The 17884-nt window shown below is 67.4% G+C and carries 18 protein-coding genes and 1 pseudogene; 8 read left to right on the forward strand and 11 right to left on the reverse strand.

Annotation, left to right across the window (positions count from 1 at the left end; genetic code table 11):
- Positions 1–10: 10 nt before the first annotated feature.
- The 3 genes from G7043_RS07260 to G7043_RS07270 are packed head-to-tail and all read right to left on the reverse strand — an operon-like array spanning position 11 to position 1421.
- Positions 11–463: a 4Fe-4S binding protein gene (locus G7043_RS07260; protein WP_166044700.1), complete on the reverse strand. Its 453-nt coding sequence runs from the start codon at positions 461–463 to the stop codon at positions 11–13.
- On the reverse strand, positions 460–999 hold the full coding sequence (locus tag G7043_RS07265) for an NADH-quinone oxidoreductase subunit C (protein WP_166044701.1): 540 nt from the start codon (positions 997–999) through the stop codon (positions 460–462). Before G7043_RS07265 ends, G7043_RS07260 begins: the two co-directional genes overlap by 4 nt.
- Entirely contained in the window at positions 996–1421 is a 426-nt protein-coding gene (locus G7043_RS07270; RefSeq protein WP_313887731.1) for an NADH-quinone oxidoreductase subunit B, read from the reverse strand. Before G7043_RS07270 ends, G7043_RS07265 begins: the two co-directional genes overlap by 4 nt.
- 225 nt (positions 1422–1646) lie before the next feature.
- Between G7043_RS07270 and G7043_RS07275 the strand changes: the two genes are divergently transcribed.
- Positions 1647–2678 carry a LysR family transcriptional regulator gene (locus G7043_RS07275; RefSeq protein WP_086666410.1) on the forward strand — a complete coding sequence of 344 codons (1032 nt, stop codon included), beginning with the start codon at positions 1647–1649 and terminating at the stop codon, positions 2676–2678.
- A gap of 28 nt (positions 2679–2706) precedes the next feature.
- Here G7043_RS07275 and G7043_RS07280 read toward each other — a convergent pair whose 3' ends face one another.
- From G7043_RS07280 to G7043_RS07295, 4 genes and pseudogenes are all read right to left on the reverse strand, one after another.
- Entirely contained in the window at positions 2707–2856 is a 150-nt protein-coding gene (locus G7043_RS07280) for a hypothetical protein (RefSeq protein WP_158102858.1), read from the reverse strand.
- 148 nt (positions 2857–3004) lie between these two features.
- Positions 3005–3355, reverse strand: a pseudogene (locus tag G7043_RS50345) (transglycosylase SLT domain-containing protein); the annotation flags it as partial.
- Positions 3356–4288: 933 nt separating this feature from the next.
- Positions 4289–4666 carry a hypothetical protein gene (locus G7043_RS07290; protein WP_207310586.1) on the reverse strand — a complete coding sequence of 126 codons (378 nt, stop codon included), beginning with the start codon at positions 4664–4666 and terminating at the stop codon, positions 4289–4291.
- A 42-nt stretch (positions 4667–4708) separates the two neighbouring features.
- Positions 4709–5509 carry a hypothetical protein gene (locus G7043_RS07295; protein ID WP_166044702.1) on the reverse strand — a complete coding sequence of 267 codons (801 nt, stop codon included), beginning with the start codon at positions 5507–5509 and terminating at the stop codon, positions 4709–4711.
- Positions 5510–5589: 80 nt separating this feature from the next.
- Here G7043_RS07295 and G7043_RS07300 point away from each other — a divergent pair, with 80 nt between their 5' ends.
- The 3 genes from G7043_RS07300 (at position 5590) to G7043_RS07310 (ending at position 8269) form a co-directional block, all read left to right on the forward strand.
- Positions 5590–6774, forward strand: coding sequence for an MFS transporter (locus G7043_RS07300; RefSeq protein ID WP_166044703.1), 1185 nt, complete (start codon positions 5590–5592; stop codon positions 6772–6774).
- A gap of 616 nt (positions 6775–7390) precedes the next feature.
- Entirely contained in the window at positions 7391–7768 is a 378-nt protein-coding gene (locus G7043_RS07305; protein ID WP_166044704.1) for a MerR family transcriptional regulator, read from the forward strand.
- A 54-nt stretch (positions 7769–7822) separates the two neighbouring features.
- Complete coding sequence (locus G7043_RS07310; protein WP_166044705.1) at positions 7823–8269, forward strand: hypothetical protein; 447 nt, start codon at positions 7823–7825, stop codon at positions 8267–8269.
- 132 nt (positions 8270–8401) lie between these two features.
- Here G7043_RS07310 and G7043_RS07315 read toward each other — a convergent pair whose 3' ends face one another.
- From G7043_RS07315 to ddaH, 3 genes are all read right to left on the reverse strand, one after another.
- Positions 8402–9202, reverse strand: coding sequence for a hypothetical protein (locus G7043_RS07315; RefSeq protein ID WP_166044706.1), 801 nt, complete (start codon positions 9200–9202; stop codon positions 8402–8404).
- A gap of 371 nt (positions 9203–9573) precedes the next feature.
- Positions 9574–9963, reverse strand: a complete 390-nt coding sequence (locus tag G7043_RS07320) for an HAD hydrolase-like protein (protein ID WP_166044707.1) — start codon at positions 9961–9963, stop codon at positions 9574–9576.
- Between the two features lie 292 nt (positions 9964–10255).
- A complete protein-coding gene (ddaH, locus tag G7043_RS07325; protein ID WP_207310861.1) occupies positions 10256–11068 on the reverse strand; it encodes a dimethylargininase in 813 nt (270 codons plus the stop codon).
- Positions 11069–11215: 147 nt separating this feature from the next.
- Between ddaH and G7043_RS07330 the strand changes: the two genes are divergently transcribed.
- From G7043_RS07330 to G7043_RS07345, 4 genes are all read left to right on the forward strand, one after another.
- On the forward strand, positions 11216–11656 hold the full coding sequence (locus G7043_RS07330; RefSeq protein WP_166044709.1) for an Lrp/AsnC family transcriptional regulator: 441 nt from the start codon (positions 11216–11218) through the stop codon (positions 11654–11656).
- A gap of 5 nt (positions 11657–11661) precedes the next feature.
- Positions 11662–12402, forward strand: coding sequence for an enoyl-CoA hydratase (locus G7043_RS07335; protein WP_166044710.1), 741 nt, complete (start codon positions 11662–11664; stop codon positions 12400–12402).
- Between the two features lie 211 nt (positions 12403–12613).
- Positions 12614–14452: a 2-oxoacid:acceptor oxidoreductase subunit alpha gene (locus G7043_RS07340; RefSeq protein WP_166044711.1), complete on the forward strand. Its 1839-nt coding sequence runs from the start codon at positions 12614–12616 to the stop codon at positions 14450–14452.
- Positions 14449–15498, forward strand: a complete 1050-nt coding sequence (locus G7043_RS07345) for a 2-oxoacid:ferredoxin oxidoreductase subunit beta (RefSeq protein WP_166044712.1) — start codon at positions 14449–14451, stop codon at positions 15496–15498. The genes G7043_RS07340 and G7043_RS07345 overlap by 4 nt, the downstream gene beginning before the upstream one ends.
- Positions 15499–15567: 69 nt before the next feature.
- On the opposite strand, the gene G7043_RS07350 is transcribed toward G7043_RS07345, so the two are convergent.
- The gene (locus G7043_RS07350) at positions 15568–17826 is read right to left on the reverse strand and encodes a sunset domain-containing protein (RefSeq protein WP_166044713.1); all 2259 of its coding nucleotides are present in this window, start codon (positions 17824–17826) and stop codon (positions 15568–15570) included.
- Positions 17827–17884 lie beyond the last annotated feature (58 nt).

Consider the following 17884-nt stretch of genomic DNA (forward strand, 5'->3'; position numbering starts at 1 on the left):
TCCGGGTCTTTTACGTCCTACCTCTCAACGAACCAGGCCTCCTGCCGGTTCCGGTGGCCGTTTCCGGCGCTGCCTCAGCGGCCGGGTCGAGCGGTGGTGGCGGCGCCACCTTCTCGACCCACGTGGCGAGCACGTCGCGTTCGTGGACCAGTTCCGCGACGGCGCCCTCGCCCTCGATCGAGCCCGTTCCCGGATAGCCGAACTCCGGTGCCCAGTGCAGGGCGTCGAACGGGCAGACCTCGACGCAGATGCCGCAGTACAGACACTGGCCGTAGTCGATCGCGAACCGGTCGAGCACGTTGCGGCTGCGCGGGCGGGCGCTTCCCGGCTGCTGCTCGACCTCGGTGTGGCTCGTGATGTGGATGCACCAGTCAGGACACTCGCGCGCGCAGATCATGCAGACCGTGCAGTTGGCGTCCAACAGCGCGATGACGCCCCTCGTACGTGGGGGAAGGTTCGTCACGACTGCTCCTCTTCACTGGCACGTTCTCTGCGCGGGCCCCACGACGGGTCGGGCACGCCAGGTGGTGCGGTGCGGCGGCGGCTCGGGGCGCTCGTGTTGTCCTCGCCCGGTTCCAGCGCGCCTGGCCAGGGGCGCACGACGCGGGAGGCCAGCACGAAGTCCTTGCGCAGCGGGTGGCCCTGGAAGCTGTCCGGCAGCAGCAGGTGCTCGAGTTCGCCGTCGACGGTGATGCCGAACATCTCCGCCGCTTCGCGCTCGTGCCAGTGCGCGCCCTTCCAGAGGTGCGCGACGCTGGGCAGCTGACCGCTCTCGTCGAGCTCGGTCCGCAGCATCACGCCTTCGCGCGTCCGCGGGTCGATGACGTGCAGGAACACCGCGTGACGTTGCCCGGCGGCGCCCGGCCGGCCCGCGTCCTCGACGCCGAGCCAGTCGAACATCAGGCAGCCGTTCCGGTGGTGCTCGGTGGCCGTGGTGAGCCAGTCGGCGAGCGCCACGTGGTGGATCGTCTGGCCGAAGGCGGTCTTCGGGGCGGTCATGCGTGCACCAGCCCGTGCAGCGCCTTGAGTCCTTCGAGCAGCGCTTCGGGGCGCGGCGGGCAGCCGGGAACGGCCACGTGGACCGGCAGGGCCTGGTCGATCCCCTTGGTGACGCTGTAGGAATCCCAGTACGGGCCGCCGGTGTTGCTGCAGGCGCCCACGGAGATCACGTAACGGGGTTCGGGCATGGCCTCGTAACTGCGGATCACAGCAGGCAACATGGCGTCCGTGACGGTGCCGGAGACGATGAGAACGTGTGCCTCGCCCGCGCCGTCGACCGGCGTGACGCCGAGGTCGGGAAGGCGGTCGAGTGCGGCCATCACTTCGACTCCGCAGCAGGCGAGCCCGAGTTCGAGGACGGTGACCCGGTAGGTGGTGCCCCAGTTCAGGACAACATCGTCCGGGCGAGCGGAAACGGTCACAACCAGCGAGGGTAATACTTGGGGGCCCGCCGGCTTGCGCCTGGCGGACCCCCACCCCCCAATGATTCCCCCCGGAATCGGCTCCCACGCGTGGTCGCCGCAGATAGTTTTGTACACCGCGCGATATGTGTCCAGGGATTAGCCAACAGGATCTGCAGATAATTTGTCAGCGAAATGCGGTCAAGTTCAGTTCAACTGATCGATAGAACATCAGAGAGGGTCTCGATGTCCGGCTCGTCCCAGCTGGTGCTTCCCACCAGCACCTCGCTGCACCGTCTGCTGAACATGCCCGGCGCACTCCTGGATACCACAATGGACCAGCTCAGGACGCTTCTGACGGTGCACGAGACCCGTTCGGCCCTACGGGCGGCGCGGGCACTGGGTCGCGAGCAGTCGAGCGTTCAGAAGCAGATCGACACGCTGAACAGGAACTTCCAGCAACTGTGCGGCGAACCGCTCGTGGTGAAGCAGGGACGCGGAAAAGACGTGCTGTTCACGCCCACTGGTGAGTCGCTCGTCGAATTGGCGCGGGAGACGCTCGCGGAGTGGCTCGACGGAATTCACGAGTGCCGCCGCAAGCTCGGCACGACCGTCACCGTCGGCACCACCCGATACATGCTCGACACGCTCGCGAAGGCGTGGCACCACGTCGCGGACGAGTTCCGGGAGCGCGACGTGGACCTCAAGGTCGTGCACATCCGCACCAAGGACATCTGGACGAAGCTGGAGACGCAGGAGGTCGACATCGTCTGCGGCAGCGTCGTGACGCGCGCCGGCGCGGGCTGGGAGCGTCCCGAGTTCGACGTGATCGAGTGGCGGCGCGGCGGGCTTGCGTTGCTGACGAACCTGCCGACGACGGTCGTGGGCGACCGCGTGCGCGTGCCGTCGTTGCGCTCGGTGCCGTTGGTGGTGCCGGGGGCCGGGTTGATCGCGGAGTTCCTGCGCGGCTGGTTCGGGCCGGACTACCGGCAGGGGCTCGACATCGCGGCCGAGATCGACGAGATCCAGTACGGCATCTCGCTGCTGCGCTCGAACCTCGTCCAGGGAGCCATGATCGTGACGTCTGGTTTGGGCGTGGTGGCGTCGAACAACGAGCTCCGGGAGGGCGGGGGGCTCCGCGTCGTCGAGCTCTCAGATGACTCGCTGGAGCGGCTTGTGGGCGTTTTCGCCCGAACGGACGAGCTGTCGAAGCATCCGGCGGATCATCCGCTCAACCTGCTGTGGTCGGCCTTCAAAGCAGAAGCGCCCCGGCCGTAGCCGAGGCGCTCCCTGGTGGTGCTTGTCCTTACTTCTTCGCGGGTGTCATGGCGTCGTGCTCAGGCCTCCGCTGTTCGACTTTGGGACGTTGCTGGGCTTTGGCCATCTTGGCCAGCCAACTCGTCGCCTCCGAGCGGATCTTCGCCAGCTCGTCGTCGCGTGCCTGTTGCTCGTTCATCGGCCACTCCCTGCGTTCGGGAAATCGCTTCGATGGGAGCACTACCGGGCGTGCGCCCGCTAGGGCCGCCATGCTTGTGGGTGAACCTGTTTGACAGCATCGCTCGCCGATGGGTTTCGCGCACCCCGACACGGCGTGATTGGCCTCTTTAGTACCCCCGGTACCCGCCACCCAGGCCCATGGAGACCAGACCGGGGTGGTTGTGGAAGCCGCCGTAGCGCGCGTAGGTGTAGCGAACGCCCGCGATGATGTTGTCGACCGGCGCGAGGATGTTGTCGTAACCGGGCAGCTTGTAGGCGCGGAACGTCGGGTCGATGCACTGCATCAGGCCCTTGGACGGCGTGCCCCTCATCGCGTTGGAGTCCCAGTTGTTCACGGCGTTGGGGTTGCCGTTCGACTCCTTCATGATGATCGTGTAGATCTCGTCGACGCTGTTGTTGTCGATGTTCGTGCCGTTGGCCTGCAGGACCTTGATGGCTTCCTTGATCCAGCCCTCGACCTCGCGCTGCTTGGCGGGCTTGCGCATCTCGATCTGACGCTCGGCCTCGGCCTTGGCAGCCGCCTCGCGCTGAGCGTGGGCGTCCGCGGCGACCTTGGTGGCCTGCTCGAACGCCTGCTGCGCGTACATCTGCTGGGTCTGCAGGAGACGACCGACCTGGGTGCCGGGGTTCACGTCGTGAATCGTCTGGATCGTCTTGGCCTGCTGGTCGGGAAGAGCGCCCAGCTCGGCCGCACCTGCGGCGAGTTCCGTGGCAGTGCCGCTCGTGGCCGCGTTCGCGATGGCGGCGGTGCCGGCGGCGACACCTGCTGCGACGACAATGGCGCTCACCCGGTGAGCGAGCGGAACCTTGTCGTCCTCGACGCGGTGAGCGCCGGGTTTCGTTTCAGCTGTGGGCACGACCGTGTACACGGTTCGGCCGGCGGCCTTGCTGTGCCGGGCCAAGGGGGAGCCTCCTGCGTCGGGGAGCTTGGCCACCGGGCTTGCTCGGCGGGGGATTCCGGGCCGGACTTTGGACCCTATGCACTGCGGTTCCTGTGTCCTGCCGGTGACCAAACCGTTATCGGCGGGCGAGAACGTAACCTCGCGTCACGAGCGCAGGCAAGCCTGAGCGCCCGTTGGGTGACTCTCGTCACGTTTCCGATGACTTGGGCTATCCGCTGCTAACAGACAGTCAGCGAGCCGCTTGCGTCCTGCTTAAGTTCATCGTTGCCTCCTGACGAACTGGCGGAGCTGTCTGTTAGTTCGGCGTGAGCCCGGCTCTCGTTATGGGTTAGGTCGACGACCACGCGATCGAGTGATGCGATCACGCTTCGTAGCGTTGTCGGGGTGTTGGACGCTGACCTGCGCGGACTTGATCGCTGGACAGCGTTTGGTGCTGTTCTGAAGAGGGGTACGGAGCGAGCGCTGTGGCGGTTCACCCGATGTTGTGGGTTAACAGTTGCGCTTCTGTTCCAAGGCCTTGAGCACCCAGTCCGGGCTGTCGACGGGGCTGTCGTTGAAGGCGATCGCCGCCTCCGGCTGGTTCCAGTGCACGAGGTTGACCACGGTTTGGAAGAGCTCCAAGAGCCCAGGTCCCTTGCGGATGCCGCCGCCGACCACCACCGCGTCGTACTGCTTCTGCCGGAGCTTCTCGATGAGCTTGGCCTGGGCACGGCCGTCCAGTTCGGCGAAGTCGACGAGGAAGAGGTCTTCGGCTAGGCCGAGTTCGGCGAACGCCTTGCTGCCTTGCTCGATGCCGGCCGCGACGGGAGCGGGGTCGAAGCCGGGGATGGTGTGCGGATCGAAGCCGATCACGAGGATGTTGGGCACTCCCCCGAGGCTAGGCCGTCGGGGACGCCGGATCAGCCGGATTCAGGCACTCAGGGACGCGTCGAGTTCGGCGAACAGCGCGGTCGGGGCATCTCGCCCGAAACGGGCGGCGATCACGGGCCACAGGCGGCGGCCCAGCTCCAAGGCGGCGCGCAGTGCCTCGGTCAGCTCTTGCGGCGACGCGGCGGACGTAGCTGCCCTCAGCCCCGCCACCATCTCTGCGGACAACTCACGCTCGGCACCTCGCGATGGGGTCAACCAGTGCGCAGTGGACTCCTCGGCGAGACGCGCCATCCACAGGAGATGCCGCTGGGCGTGTCCGAGCGCGTCCCACGCACGCAGATCCTCACCTCGCGCCGCCAGATGGTGTGCCAGCACCAGCCAGTTGGCGAAGGGGTCGCAGTACTTCGCGATGATCTCGGGGCTGTCGACCGGTGGCACGTACCGCTGGGGCAGGCCGCGCAGCACCGGAGCCAGCGCTCCACGGCGATCGACCATCAGCATCCGCTCGACCGCGGCACCGCGCGCCGGCCACTCCGCCACGCCGGCGATCTCGTCCACGGTCGCGAAGTGGAACTCGCCGCGCACGAGGCCCGGGAAGAACGCGACATAGCTACCGAACTCGTTGAGCAAGCCGTAGCTGATCGGCGCGATGTCGGCGCACCACGAATGCGGATCGATCTCGGCGTGTCTCTGCGGGGTGAAGAACAGCCAGAACTCGATGTCGCTGTGCTCATCCGCCTCGCCGGCGGCGAAGGAGCCGTACATCAGCGCTGCGTCCAACCCCTCGTCGGTCGCGCACTTCTCTCGGACACGCCCGATCAGCTCTTCCTGAAACAGCACACGCCCACCCAATCAGCTTCCGTCGGAGACCGGCAAAAACCTGGGCGACAGTCGGCCGACGAGTGGATAACGTCCGCCGAATGCCGGTTCGCGGGACCAAGCCGAAGCTGACTTACCGCCAGGTCGTGCTGATGCCGCAGGTCGCGCCCCTGCTCGGCGCCGCACTGTTCTCCCGCCTCGCCGAGGAGATGTTCACGCTCGCGCTGGTGTTGCACGTGCTCGACGTTTTCAGGTCGCCGACGCTGGCCGGTGTCGTGGTGTTCGCCGCGGTCGCCCCAGGCTTGATCATCAGTCCTGTGGCAGGCGCCCTGCTCGACCGCGTCGGAGCGGTGCGTTCGGTCGTGGCCGACCTGGTGGCGAGCGCGGTTCTGGTCGGCGCGCTGGCGTTCGTCTCCGGCGGCATCGTGCCGATCGTCGTGCTGGCGGTGCTGTACTCGCTCACCAGCCCGTTGAACATCGCCGGGGTGCGCGTGTTGTTGCCGCGACTGGTGCCCGGCCCGGCCGCCGAACGTGCGAACGCGTTGGACAGCGGTCTGTTCAACCTGGTCGAGGTGTTGGGGCCGGTGCTCGCGGGCGCGTTGTTCGCCTTGGCGGGCGGGCGGACCACCATGCTGGTCGTCGCTGTGCTTTACGCCGTGGCCTGCGCGTTGATGCTGCTGCTGCCGGCCACACCTCCCACACACACCGAACACCGACCGTTGCTGCGTTCCACCGTCGAAGGCGTGCGTTATGTCCTGACACACCCCGTGCTGCGGGCGTTGGTCGTGTCCTACGGGCTCTACCAGGTGGCTTGGGGCGTGCTGGTGGTGGCGGTGCCGACGGTCGCGGGCAGCGCACGGGCGGGACTGTTGTGGGGCGTCGCCGGCTTCGCGGGCATCGTCGGCGCCTTGATCGTCGGCCACGTCCTGCGCGAGGGCCGCGAACGCGCGGCGATGATCGTGGGCACCGCGCTCACGGCGGTCGCGGCGGTGGTCGCCGTCGGCGGCATCGTCGGGCTGACCATCGGCCTGGTCGTGGTCGGTCTGGTGTCCGGGCTGGTCAACGTGGGCCTGTTGACGCTGCGTCAGCGCCGCACCGATCCGGAGAAGCTCGGCCGGGTGCTGGCCGTGTCGATCAGCCTCAACATCCTCGGGATGCCCATCGGCTCGGCGGTCGGCGGCTTCGTGATCGAGAGGTCGTCCGCTCTGGCGTTCGTTGTGGCTGGTGTCGCCGCGGCGCTCGGTGCGGTGGCGATGTGGGTGATGGTGCCGAATCAGGCCAGGTGAGAGGAGCCACGTCACCCGAACGAGAAAATCTATGGTGGCTGAGGTAGACATTCTCCGCCAGGTCCATGTACTCTTCTTCTCGTTGGACAAGAGACAATGTGGCACGGGAGATGACGAACTACCCGTGAGTTGAGCGCAAGACGGTCAGGCGTGCCAGAGCCGCAGTTCGAGGGCTTCAGGCAGATGACCGCAGGCAGTCGGTGAGCAGTACCGCAGTACGCAAGGAAATACCGAACCGACAGCCGTTGGATCAGCAAGTGCACGACGCAGTTGAAGTACGAAGTTGCAAGGGCAGTCGGCGGAAGTGAAGCCGGCACGTGCATGAGGTCCGGTGCCGACAGCCACGTGAGAAAAAGTAGTGATCAGAGGAGAAGGGAAGGGTTGCACGCCATCGGATCGCCCGCCTTCGGCTGAACTCCGCCGGACGGGTACCGCAGTTCCATCAGATTGGAAGGTGGTCTTCGGTTACGCACACGCGATCCCCGCTACGCCCGCTTCTGCCAGGGGTCATGCGGACAGAGAGAGTCGATCTCACGGTCGGCTAGGTGGAAGTGAAACCCAACAACCCTGGGGCCCCGGTGCTACGCACCGGGGCCCCTCGTGATGCGGAGGCGCGATGACCCCAGGTACCAACAAATCAGCGGACGACGAGCCGCAGACCACAGCCGAGAAGTTCGATGACGAGCACTACCCCGCCTACACGATGGGCCGGGCCGCGGAACTGCTCAACACCACGGCGAACTTCCTGCGCAGCCTGGACGAGGCAAAACTGATCGAACCGCAACGTTCGGCCGGTGGACACCGTCGCTACAGCCGTTACCAACTGCGCCTGGCCGCCCGTGTCCGCGCCCTGGTGGACGAGGGCACCGGACTGGATGCCGCCTGCCGCATCGTCACCCTGGAAGACCAGCTTCAGGAAGCTCAGGCGCTCAACGCCAAGCTCACGCCTCCGCCGGCGCCCGAGGAGCCGCACCCGCCGTTGCAGGGCGTGTAACACCATCCGAGCATCGGGACGTCGAAACGAAGCTGAGCTCGCCACGGACCTGCCGTGATCGCGAATCGTGTCGACGTCCCCCAGGACCTACGTCCTGGCGCGACCTCGTGCGGCGTCGCCGGGCACGTCGGCCTTGAGGATCTTCATCGTGCAGCGGGACTGAAGCTTGGCCAAGCCGGCAGGCGCGCTGCTGACGCGAGCGGCAACCATCACCTGAAGCCCGACATGCTCGACGTCAACATGGGCATCGGAAGCTCAGAGCCGCCGCAGCGACCGTTGGGAAGGGCATCCGATCCGTTTGACGATCTACGCCCGTTTCATGCAACACACTTCGCCCGGCTGGGCGGCTTCTTCAGCAAAGAAGCCCTGTCCGCCGAGGCAGCGAACAGGGCTTCTTCATTCCGCTCGCCGACGCCGTGCGTCTGCCCGCCCGGGACAGGAACTTGCCTTCAGGCGGGCGGCCCCGAAGATTCGGCCAAGCCAGCGGCCAACAGAATCTGAGAAATCTGCCCGACACTTCTTGCAAGTGCAAGCAAGAATGCCTAGACGAACGGAGTGGATGTCGCCCGAGCCCTGAGCGGCGACATCCACCCCGTCACTCTTGAAGTGACTTCAGTATTAGCGGACTGAGCCTTACCGGCCGATCAGGCTGCCGTGGACGGCCGCGTCCTGCTGGTACACCGGGGCGGTGCTGCAGGCGTTGTAGTCCGAACCGAGCAGGCCACCCTGCTGCCACGGAGCCGGGCACGGGACGTTGACGTTGACCAGCGGCGCACCGACGGTGCCGACGAGCTGGTTGATCGGCGCGTTGGCGTACACCGGCGCGGCAGCGGTCTGACCGAAGCCCGTCGGGTGGTTCGCCCAGGTCCGTTCCGTGCCGATGAGGTCACCGCCGACAGGCGCGTCCTGCTGGAAGACCGGGGCGGTGTTGCAGGCGTTGTAGTCGGCGCCGAGCAGGCCACCCTGGTTCCACGGGGCCGGGCAGGGGATGTTCACGTTGACCAGCGGCGCACCAACGGTGCCGACGAGCTGGTTGATCGGCGCGTTGGCGTACACCGGCGCGGCAGCGGTCTGACCGAAGCCCTCGTTGCGGGAGCTGGATTCGCCGCCCAGGTTGCCGCCCACCGGCGCGCTCTGCTGGTAGACCGGGGCCGTGTTGCAGGCGTTGTAGTCCGAGCCGAGCAGGCCACCCTGCTGCCACGGAGCGGGGCACGGGATGTTCGCGTTGACCAATGGCGCACCAACGGTGCCGACGACCTGGTCAATCGGCGCCTCGGCGTACACCGGCGCAGCAGCGACCTGGCTGAAGTCAGACGCCTTACCGTCGCCCTCACCAGCAAAAGCGACCGCGGACGACGCCAGAACGGAACCAACCGCGACGGTGACTGCTACAGACCCGAGAACCGTCCGACGCAGGGCGTCCAAATTGAACATGGAAACTTCTCCGTTTCTTGCCAGATAAGGGACCGCTCAGATGGCACCCTGCTCAGGACCGAGCAGGAATGCACGCGGTGAATCGAGTGCCGTCACATTAGCGCCGACCGCCTCCGTCGCAAGTGGACAGACCAACTTTCCGGCGGCATTCACTCGAAAGTGTTTACGACGAACGCTTGAGCGCTCACCAGGATGGGTATGTCGAGGGGTTTCCGGCATGAAACAGATGACCGCCCTGTTGATTGCAACCGGTCGGATATTCGAAACCCTGAGGTCTCACCGGCGGAGCGATCAGGACGATGCTTCGAGCGGACCCGCGAAACGAACTCGCCAGCTCCTGGCTGCTCGAAACCATGTAGCGAGATGAGGAGCTACCCCATGATCAGCCGTCGCAGCGAGGCGAGATCCGTCAAGTCGGGCAGCACGGTGTTGACCCCAGCCGCCTGCAGTTCCTCGACGCTGCTGCGACCACTCGCGACGGCGATCACGCGCACGTCTGCGATCCGGCCGGCCGCTACGTCTCGCGGCGTGTCACCGATGAGCAAAGTCTGAGCGGTGTCGAACGTCGTGCCGGTCTCCAGGCTGGCCCTCTCTCGCGCAATCGTCACCAGTTCTGCGCGGTCCGCGTCGCCATAGGCACTGGCCCTCAAGTCAAGGAACTGGTCCAGTTCGAGCGCCACCAACTTGATGCGCGCCACCGCCCGGAGGTCACCCAGGCGCGCGAGTTGTGTCAGGTCGTTGAGCGCGGGATTCATCTGCATCTGTGGTTCCTCGGCGACTGACCGCACCCGACGTTCGACGTGACCGGTCGAGGGCCAAGATCGACGGAACGACGGCCGAGCAAGAGGTAGTGTGTTCGTGCAGGTCAGAGGCCCTCGGCAATCATCGCCGGGGGCTTTTCCGTCCCGTGACTGTCCCGTGGAGGGTGACGACATCCGTCGTTCGGTGCCGGTCAGTGACGGACGCCGCTTCATCCCGAAAATAGATCTGCGCTGGTCAAGGCCTGTTTCAAGCCGTAGACCAGCGCAGATCAGAAGGACTGCGTGGGCGAGGTCAGCCGCGCAGTTCCATCGTGCAGCACTTCGGGCCGCCGCCCGACTTGCGCAGTTCCGAGATGTCCACGAACACGGGCTCGAACCCGCGCCGCGCCACCTGCTCGGCAAGATGCGTTGCCTCGACCGGCATCACGACGTGCTTGCCGTCGGACACCGCGTTCAGGCCCAGGCACACGGCGTCGTCGTCGTTGGCGATCACGGCGTCCGGGAACAGGCGCTTCAACACGGCCTGAGACCCAGGAGAGAACGCCTCCGGGTAGTAGGCGACCAGCGGTGACGGGGACTGGTCGTCGAGCATGAACAGAGCCACGTCGAGGTGGTAGAAGCGCGGGTCGACCAGTTGCAGCGACACGACCGGGACGCCGAGGACCTCCTGGGCCTCGGAGTGCGCGTGCGGGTCGGTGCGGAAGCCCGTGCCGGCCAGCAACAACGAGCCGGTCCAGGTGAAGTCGCCTTCGGCCTCGTTCACTGCGGTGGGCATGACCACGGACTTGTAGCCGGCGCCGAGGAACCAGCGGCGGAAGTGGTCGGCTTCGGCCGAGCGTTGTGAGGCGCGGAAGCGGGAGCCCAGGACTCGGCCGTCGATCACGGTGCCGCTGTTGGCCGAGAAGACCATGTCCGGCAGGCCCACCACGGGCTCGATGACGTCTACCTGGTGGCCCAGGCGTTCGTAGGTTTCCTTGAGAGCCGTCCACTGTTCCACTGCCAGCGAGGTGCTGGTGGGCTGGGTCGGATCCATCCACGGGTTGATGGCGTACTCCACCGTGAAGTACGTCGGCGGGCACATGAGGTACCGACGGGTCGTCGGCATGCGCGTCGGCGCTAGGGGCGTGGCGATGTCGAGCGTGATCGGCTCGCCGGGCCCGGAGATGGATACCGTCATGGATCGAAATGTAAAGGGCACCTGGACCATCGAACAACGCCGCGACATTGCGTTAACTAGGGCAGAATGTTGCGTGTGGACAGCATCGACCAGCGAATCATTTCGTGCCTCATGGCCAACGCGCGATCCAGCTACGCGGAGATCGGGAAGGAGGTGGGGCTGAGTGCGCCCGCGGTGAAGCGGCGGGTGGACAAACTGCTGGACACGGGGGTGCTCAGGGGGTTCACGGCGGTGGTGGACCCCGAGGCTCTCGGGTGGGGTACCGAGGCGTTCGTCGAGGTGCACTGCAAGGGGAACGTCGCGCCGCACGACATCCAGCACCGGTTGGAGCCGATGGCGGAGGTCAGCGCCGCGTACACGGTGTCCGGTGCGGCGGACGCGATCGTGCACCTGAGGGCGGCGGACATCCATCATCTGGAGACCGCGCTCGAACGGCTGCGCGCCGTCGAGATCATCGATCGGACGGTGTCGACGGTGGTCCTGTCCCGGCTCCTCGACCGGCCCCCGGCACCATAGAGCCCATGGCTGAGGTTCTGCTGGAGCACCACGATTCCGTCGCCGTGATCACGATCAACGACCCGGAACGGCGCAACGCGCTGACGATCGATCTGTCGCAGGAGCTGCACGACAAGGTCAAGGAGGCCGAGGAGACGGCCAACGCGCTGATCGTCACGGGTGCGCCGCCCGCGTTCTGCGCCGGCGCGGACCTCACGCAGCTCGGCAATTCCAAGGACGAAGGGCTCAAGCGGATCTACCAGGGTTTCCTGGCCGTGGCGAACGCCACGATTCCGACGATCGCCGCCGTCAACGGTGCGGCGGTCGGGGCCGGGCTCAACCTCGCGCTGGCCGCGGATCTGCGGATCGCCGGGCCGAAAGCGCGGTTCGACGCTCGGTTCCTGCAGCTCGGGATTCACCCCGGCGGCGGCATGACGTGGATGTTGCAGAAGATCACCAACAGGCAGACCGCGACGGCGATGACCTTGTTCGGGCAGATCCTGGACGCTGACCAGGCGCTCGCGCACGGCCTCGTCTACGCGACCGCCGAAGACCCACTCGCAGTAGCGAAAGAGCTGGCAAAAGCGGCTGCCGAGGCACCAGCGGCACTCGTGCGGACCATCAAGGCCACGATGCGGGCGACCGATGCAATGCACGACCACGCGGAGGCGGTCGAGACGGAGCTGCGGCCACAGGTGGCTTCGATCGACACTCCAGAATTCGCTGCCAGGCTTGCCGCGATGAAGGCTCGGATCAGCGGGCGGTAAGTGTTACCTTGAGTAACAGGTATCGAGGGTGACGTCTGCCGCATTCGGGTATCCGCTGGTAATGCAGTGCTTACCGTTCAGTTAAGGACCCGGTGCGGCAGATGGGACAGTTCGTCTCGCCTGGTGGTACACGGCCCGTCTCGCAGGCGGTCCTGGCGACTACCCTCGCGGTGGGGCACAGCCACCCTTGGAGAGAGGTATCGGCGTAGGAATGAGCACTGAGACCCGCAAGCTGGATCGCGTTGTGATCCGCTTCGCCGGCGACTCCGGTGACGGCATGCAGCTCACCGGAGACCGGTTCACGTCGGAAGCGGCGGCGTTCGGCAACGACCTCGCCACGCAGCCCAACTTCCCCGCCGAGATCCGCGCACCACAGGGCACGCTGCCCGGTGTGTCGTCGTTCCAGCTGCACTTCGCCGACTACGACATCCTGACGCCCGGTGACCGTCCCGACGTTCTCGTCGCGATGAACCCGGCCGCGCTCAAGGCGAACGTCGTCGACCTGCCGGACGGCGGCATCCTCATCGTCAACACCGACGAGTTCACGAAGCGGAACCTGACGAAGGTCGGGTACGACTCGAACCCGCTCGAGGACGACTCGCTCGAGAGGTTCCAGGTGCACAAGGTCGCCATGGCGACCATGACCATCGGTGCGCTGGAGGAGACCGGGCTCGGCAAGAAGGACGCGGAACGCGCGAAGAACATGTTCGCGCTCGGCCTTCTGTCGTGGATGTACCACCGGCCCACCGAAGGCACGGAACGGTTCCTGCGCGAGAAGTTCGCGAAGAAGCCGGACATCGCCGAGGCCAACGTCCTGGCGTTCCGCGCCGGCTACTACTACGGCGAGACCACCGAAGCCTTCGCCGTCACCTACGAGGTGGCGCCCGCGAAGCTGAACGTCGGTACCTACCGCCAGATCACCGGCAACACGGCGACGGCGTACGGCATCGTCGCGGCGGCCCAGCTCGCGAAGCTGCCCGTCGTGCTCGGCACGTACCCGATCACGCCGGCGTCGGACATCCTGCACGAGCTGAGCAAGCACAAGAACTTCGACATCACCACGGTGCAGGCCGAGGACGAGATCGCGGGCATCGGCATCGCGCTCGGTGCGTCCTACGGCGGTGCGATCGGCGTGACGTCGACGTCCGGTCCCGGTATCGCGCTCAAGTCCGAGACCATCGGCCTCGGCGTGATGACCGAACTGCCGCTGCTCGTGATCGACGTGCAGCGCGGTGGCCCGTCCACCGGTCTGCCGACGAAGACCGAGCAGGCCGACCTGCTGCAGGCGATGTTCGGCCGCAACGGCGAGTCGCCCGTGCCGATCGTGGCGCCGCAGTCCCCCTCGGACTGCTTCGACGCCGTGGTGGACGCGACCAGGATCGCGCTGAAGTACCGCACGCCGGTGCTGTTCCTGTCCGACGGCGCGATCGCGAACGGCTCCGAGCCGTGGCTGATCCCGGACGTCGACACGCTGCCGGACCTGAGCGTCGAGTTCGCGACGGACCCGGAGACGTTCCAGCCGTACTCGCGTGACCCGGAGACGCTGGCCCGGCCGTGGGCGGTGCCCGGTACTCCCGGTCTGCAGCACCGCATCGGCGGTCTGGAGAAGCAGGACGTCACCGGCAACATCTCGTACGATCCGGAGAACCACGACCGCATGGTGCGCCTGCGCCAGGCGAAGATCGACGGCATCGAGGTGCCGGACGTCGAGGTCGAGGACCCGAGCGGCGAGGCGAAGGTGCTGGTCGTGGGCTGGGGTTCGTCCTACGGCCCGATCGGCGCCGCGGCTCGCCGGGTCCGCAAGCTGGGTCTGCCGGTCGCGCACGCGCACCTGCGGCACCTCAACCCGTTCCCGAAGAACCTGGGTGAGGTGCTGAAAAAGTACGAAAAGGTCATCGTGCCGGAAATGAACCTGGGGCAGCTGGCGTTGCTCTTGAGGGCGAAGTATCTGGTGGACGCCGTGTCGTACACCAAGGTGCAGGGGCTGCCCTTCAAGGCTGAAGAGCTGCAGGACGTGCTCGCTGACGTGATCAAGGGGGTGTCGGCGTGACTGCGATCGACCTCGGAATCCCCGGCTTGACCGGGGTTCCCACCACCGACGAGAAGCAGACTGCCAGGGACTACAAGTCGGACCAGGAAGTCCGCTGGTGCCCCGGCTGCGGCGACTACATCGTGCTCAACACCATGCAGTCGTTCCTGCCGTCACTGGGTCTCAAGCGCGAGAACATCGTGTTCGTCTCGGGCATCGGGTGCTCGTCCCGGTTCCCGTACTACATGAACACCTACGGCATGCACTCCATCCACGGCCGTGCGCCCGCCATCGCGTCGGGTCTCGCCGTGGCGCGGCCGGACCTGAGCGTGTGGGTGGTGACCGGTGACGGCGACGCGCTGTCGATCGGCGGCAACCACCTGATCCACACGTTGCGCCGCAACGTGAACCTCAAGATCCTGCTGTTCAACAACCGGATCTACGGCCTGACCAAGGGCCAGTACTCGCCGACCTCCGAGGAAGGCAAGGTCACCAAGTCGACGCCGATCGGCTCGGTCGACCACCCGTTCAACCCGGTGTCACTGGCACTGGGCGCGGAAGCCTCCTTCGTGGGCCGGGCGCTGGACTCGGACAAGGCCGGTCTCACCTCGGTGCTGCGCCAGGCCGCGGAACACCGCGGGTCGGCTCTCGTGGAGATCTACCAGAACTGCCCGATCTTCAACGACGGCGCGTTCGACGTGCTGAAGGACGCGGACGAGGCACAGCGGCGGATCATCAACGTCGTCGACGGCGAGCCGATCCGGTTCGGTCGTGAGGGCGAGTACTGCGTGACCCGCGAGGGCTTCGGGCTCACGGTCGCCAAGTCCGCGGACGTGGACGCGAGCGACATCGTCGTGCACGACGCGTCGGACCTGAACCTGTCGTTCGCGCTCTCGCGGCTCTCGACGCAGGACCTCACGCACACCGTCACCGGCGTGTTCCGGCGGGCGGACCGGCCGACGTACGACGACGGCGTGCGCGCGCAGGTGAACGAGGCCAAGGCGGCCAAGCCGGCGAACCTCAGCAAGCTGCTGCACGGCAAGGACACCTGGACCGTGGTCGGCTAGAGCTCAGAACACGCGAAAGGCCCGCCAGCGCGCTGCTGGCGGGCCTTTCGCGTTGCAAGAGCGTCCCGGTCAGGGGGCCGGTCGGAACCCGGCCTTCTCGGCGTCGGACTCGGTGCGGAACCACACGTCCGCACGCGTCTCGCCGAAGTTCGCCGATCCCTCGGTGTAGTAACGACGACCGGTCAGGGTCGCCTTCACCGCGAAGTCCGCGGCCGGCGCGTGACCGTCCGACTTGGGCAGCACCGAACCCGGACCGAACGGCGAACGCGGGTTGAAGCCCTCCGGCTGCTGGAACCGCGACGACGGACCGGCGGGCGCGCCGTTGGGACGGCTGCTCGGGGCCGGCGCGCCACCCGTGGACGGCGAGAAGCCGACCGGGCGCGGCCGCGCCGGAAGTGCCGCCGCGGGTGCGGGCGGGGCTTCCTGCTTCGGCTGTTCGAAGGCCGCGAACGCCGAGAAGCTCTGCTGCCGCTGCTGGGTGGTGCGCCGGGCCTCGCGGATCGGCAGACCCGCTTCGGTGGTCCGCTGCGGCAGGTCGGTCTCGGGTTCCGGCTCGGGCTCCGGAGGGGCGGCGAGCAACGGCTCGCCGCTCGGCACGAACTTCGGCACGAACGGCTGGTCGTTGCTCGAGTCCGGGAGCGTGCGGGTCTGGCCGAGAGCGGGCAACGGCTCGTCGGCGTCCAGCAGCGGTTCGAACAGCGACCGCGGGCGGTCGGGAACCGGGGCGGGGGCGGGTGCTTCCGCGGTCTGGGAGGAGAACGCGGCGCCGACGGCACGTGGCGTGCGCTCCTGGGTCTCTTCAGCCTCAACGCGCGGCTCGAACGCCGAGAACGGCGCGGGCGCCGGGGCACCGGGGGCCGTGAATGGGGCGGGCGCGCCGTGGTCGGCAAAGGCCGCAGGGGCGCTGCGATCAGTGAACAGCTCGCGCGTGGGAAGCGGCGCGGGAGCGCCGGAGTCAGCGAACGGCTCACGAACGGGAAGCGTCTCGCGCGTGGGGAGCGGCTCGCGCGTGGGGAGCGGCTCGCGCGTGGGGAGCGGCTCGGAGACGCTGCGATCCGCGAACGGCTCACGAACGGGAAGCGGCGCGGCAGCACTGGAGTCGGTGTACGGCTCGCGGGCACCGGGGTCGGTGAACGGCTCGTCCTGAGCGACCTCGGGCTCGACGAACTCCTCGACGGCGGGCTCGGGCTCCTCGTACGCGGGCTCCTGCCGCAACGAGTGCGCGGATTCCTGCGGCTCGCGGTACGCGTGCGCCGGTTCCTGCTCGGGCTCCGGTTCCGTGAACGCCTGTTCGTCGGCCAGCGTCGTCTCGAAGACGCCGTTGCGCACGTGCGGCGCGTCCAGGTCGATCGGCTCGATCAGGCCGGTCTGCTCGGCCGGCGACTCCGGCTCGACGAACCCGTCCAGCTGGCCGGAGATCTCGTCGCTCAGGCCGGGGTACTCGCCGGTGAGGTCGTTGGCGGGCCAGGTGCCCTCCTCGACCGCGATGTACGTCGTCTGCTCGGACCGAGTGCGGGCGGGCTCGTCCTCCTGCTCGCGGGCCTCGTCGAGGAACGCCTCCTGCTCGTCCTCGGCCCAGACCTCGCGCGGCTGGTAGATGAAGTCGTCGGGCTGCTCGTCGATCTCGGGACCGGCGGTCGGCTCGTGGACCGGCGCGGCGACCTCGGCGGTCGGCTCCGCGACGGTGGGCACGTACGACGGCTGCTCCGCGGGGAGTTCCGGCTCGTCGTCGAAGTCGGCGGCCTCGAGCCCGGATCGCGGCAGGACCGTCGTCATCTCGGCCGGCGTCTCCTCCGGCACGTCGCCAGGGGCGAGTCGCTCGAAGAGGGAACGCGGGCGGTCGTCCTCGGCCAGCGCCCGCTGCTCGGCCAGCTGCTCCTCGAAGCGGCGCTGGGCCTCTTCCGGCTCCATGTACTGGCGGACCGGGGCGGAGGGCTCTTCCTCGTGCTCCTCAGGAGCAGCGGCGACGGGTTCCGGCTCCGGCTCGGCGACCGGCAGCGGCGCCAGCGACGGCGTCGGCACGGGCTCGCCGAAGTAGGCGGGCGGCTCCACGTACGGCGCGGGGGCGGGAGCCGGCGCGGGAACGGGCGGCGCCAGCACCTCGTCGCTGAGCGAACGCGGCGGAGCGTCGTCCCACTCGTCGACCTCGAAGTCGTCGTCGCGAAGCTGCGTCGCGATCGGGGGTGCCGACCTGCGCGCTTCGAGAAGTTGATCTTCGAGCTCGGCCACCTGCCGGCGTGCAGGCCGAACCATCACCAGCCACGTGAGCACGGCTCCCGCGACGAAAGACAGCAGACTCCACAGCCAGACCTGCCCGAAGACATTCACGGGTAAGCCCCTTCTACGACCACACTCCGGCCCCACTCACTCGGAAGGGTGAGCACGG

The organism is Lentzea alba (genome assembly GCF_011067745.1).
Classification (GTDB): domain Bacteria; phylum Actinomycetota; class Actinomycetes; order Mycobacteriales; family Pseudonocardiaceae; genus Lentzea; species Lentzea alba.

Excerpts from the sequence above, each read along its gene's own strand:
- G7043_RS07335 (WP_166044710.1), top strand. The coding sequence starts at position 11,662 with ATGGCTGAGGTTCTGCTGGAGCACCACGATTCCGTCGCCGTGATCACG.
- G7043_RS07280 (WP_158102858.1), bottom strand. The coding sequence starts at position 2,856 with ATGAACGAGCAACAGGCACGCGACGACGAGCTGGCGAAGATCCGCTCG.
- G7043_RS07340 (WP_166044711.1), top strand. The coding sequence starts at position 12,614 with ATGAGCACTGAGACCCGCAAGCTGGATCGCGTTGTGATCCGCTTCGCC.
- G7043_RS07315 (WP_166044706.1), bottom strand. The coding sequence starts at position 9,202 with ATGTTCAATTTGGACGCCCTGCGTCGGACGGTTCTCGGGTCTGTAGCA.
- G7043_RS07265 (WP_166044701.1), bottom strand. The coding sequence starts at position 999 with ATGACCGCCCCGAAGACCGCCTTCGGCCAGACGATCCACCACGTGGCG.
- G7043_RS07300 (WP_166044703.1), top strand. The coding sequence starts at position 5,590 with ATGCCGGTTCGCGGGACCAAGCCGAAGCTGACTTACCGCCAGGTCGTG.
- G7043_RS07305 (WP_166044704.1), top strand. The coding sequence starts at position 7,391 with ATGACCCCAGGTACCAACAAATCAGCGGACGACGAGCCGCAGACCACA.
- G7043_RS07275 (WP_086666410.1), top strand. The coding sequence starts at position 1,647 with ATGTCCGGCTCGTCCCAGCTGGTGCTTCCCACCAGCACCTCGCTGCAC.
- ddaH (WP_207310861.1), bottom strand. The coding sequence starts at position 11,068 with ATGCCGACGACCCGTCGGTACCTCATGTGCCCGCCGACGTACTTCACG.
- G7043_RS07320 (WP_166044707.1), bottom strand. The coding sequence starts at position 9,963 with ATGCAGATGAATCCCGCGCTCAACGACCTGACACAACTCGCGCGCCTG.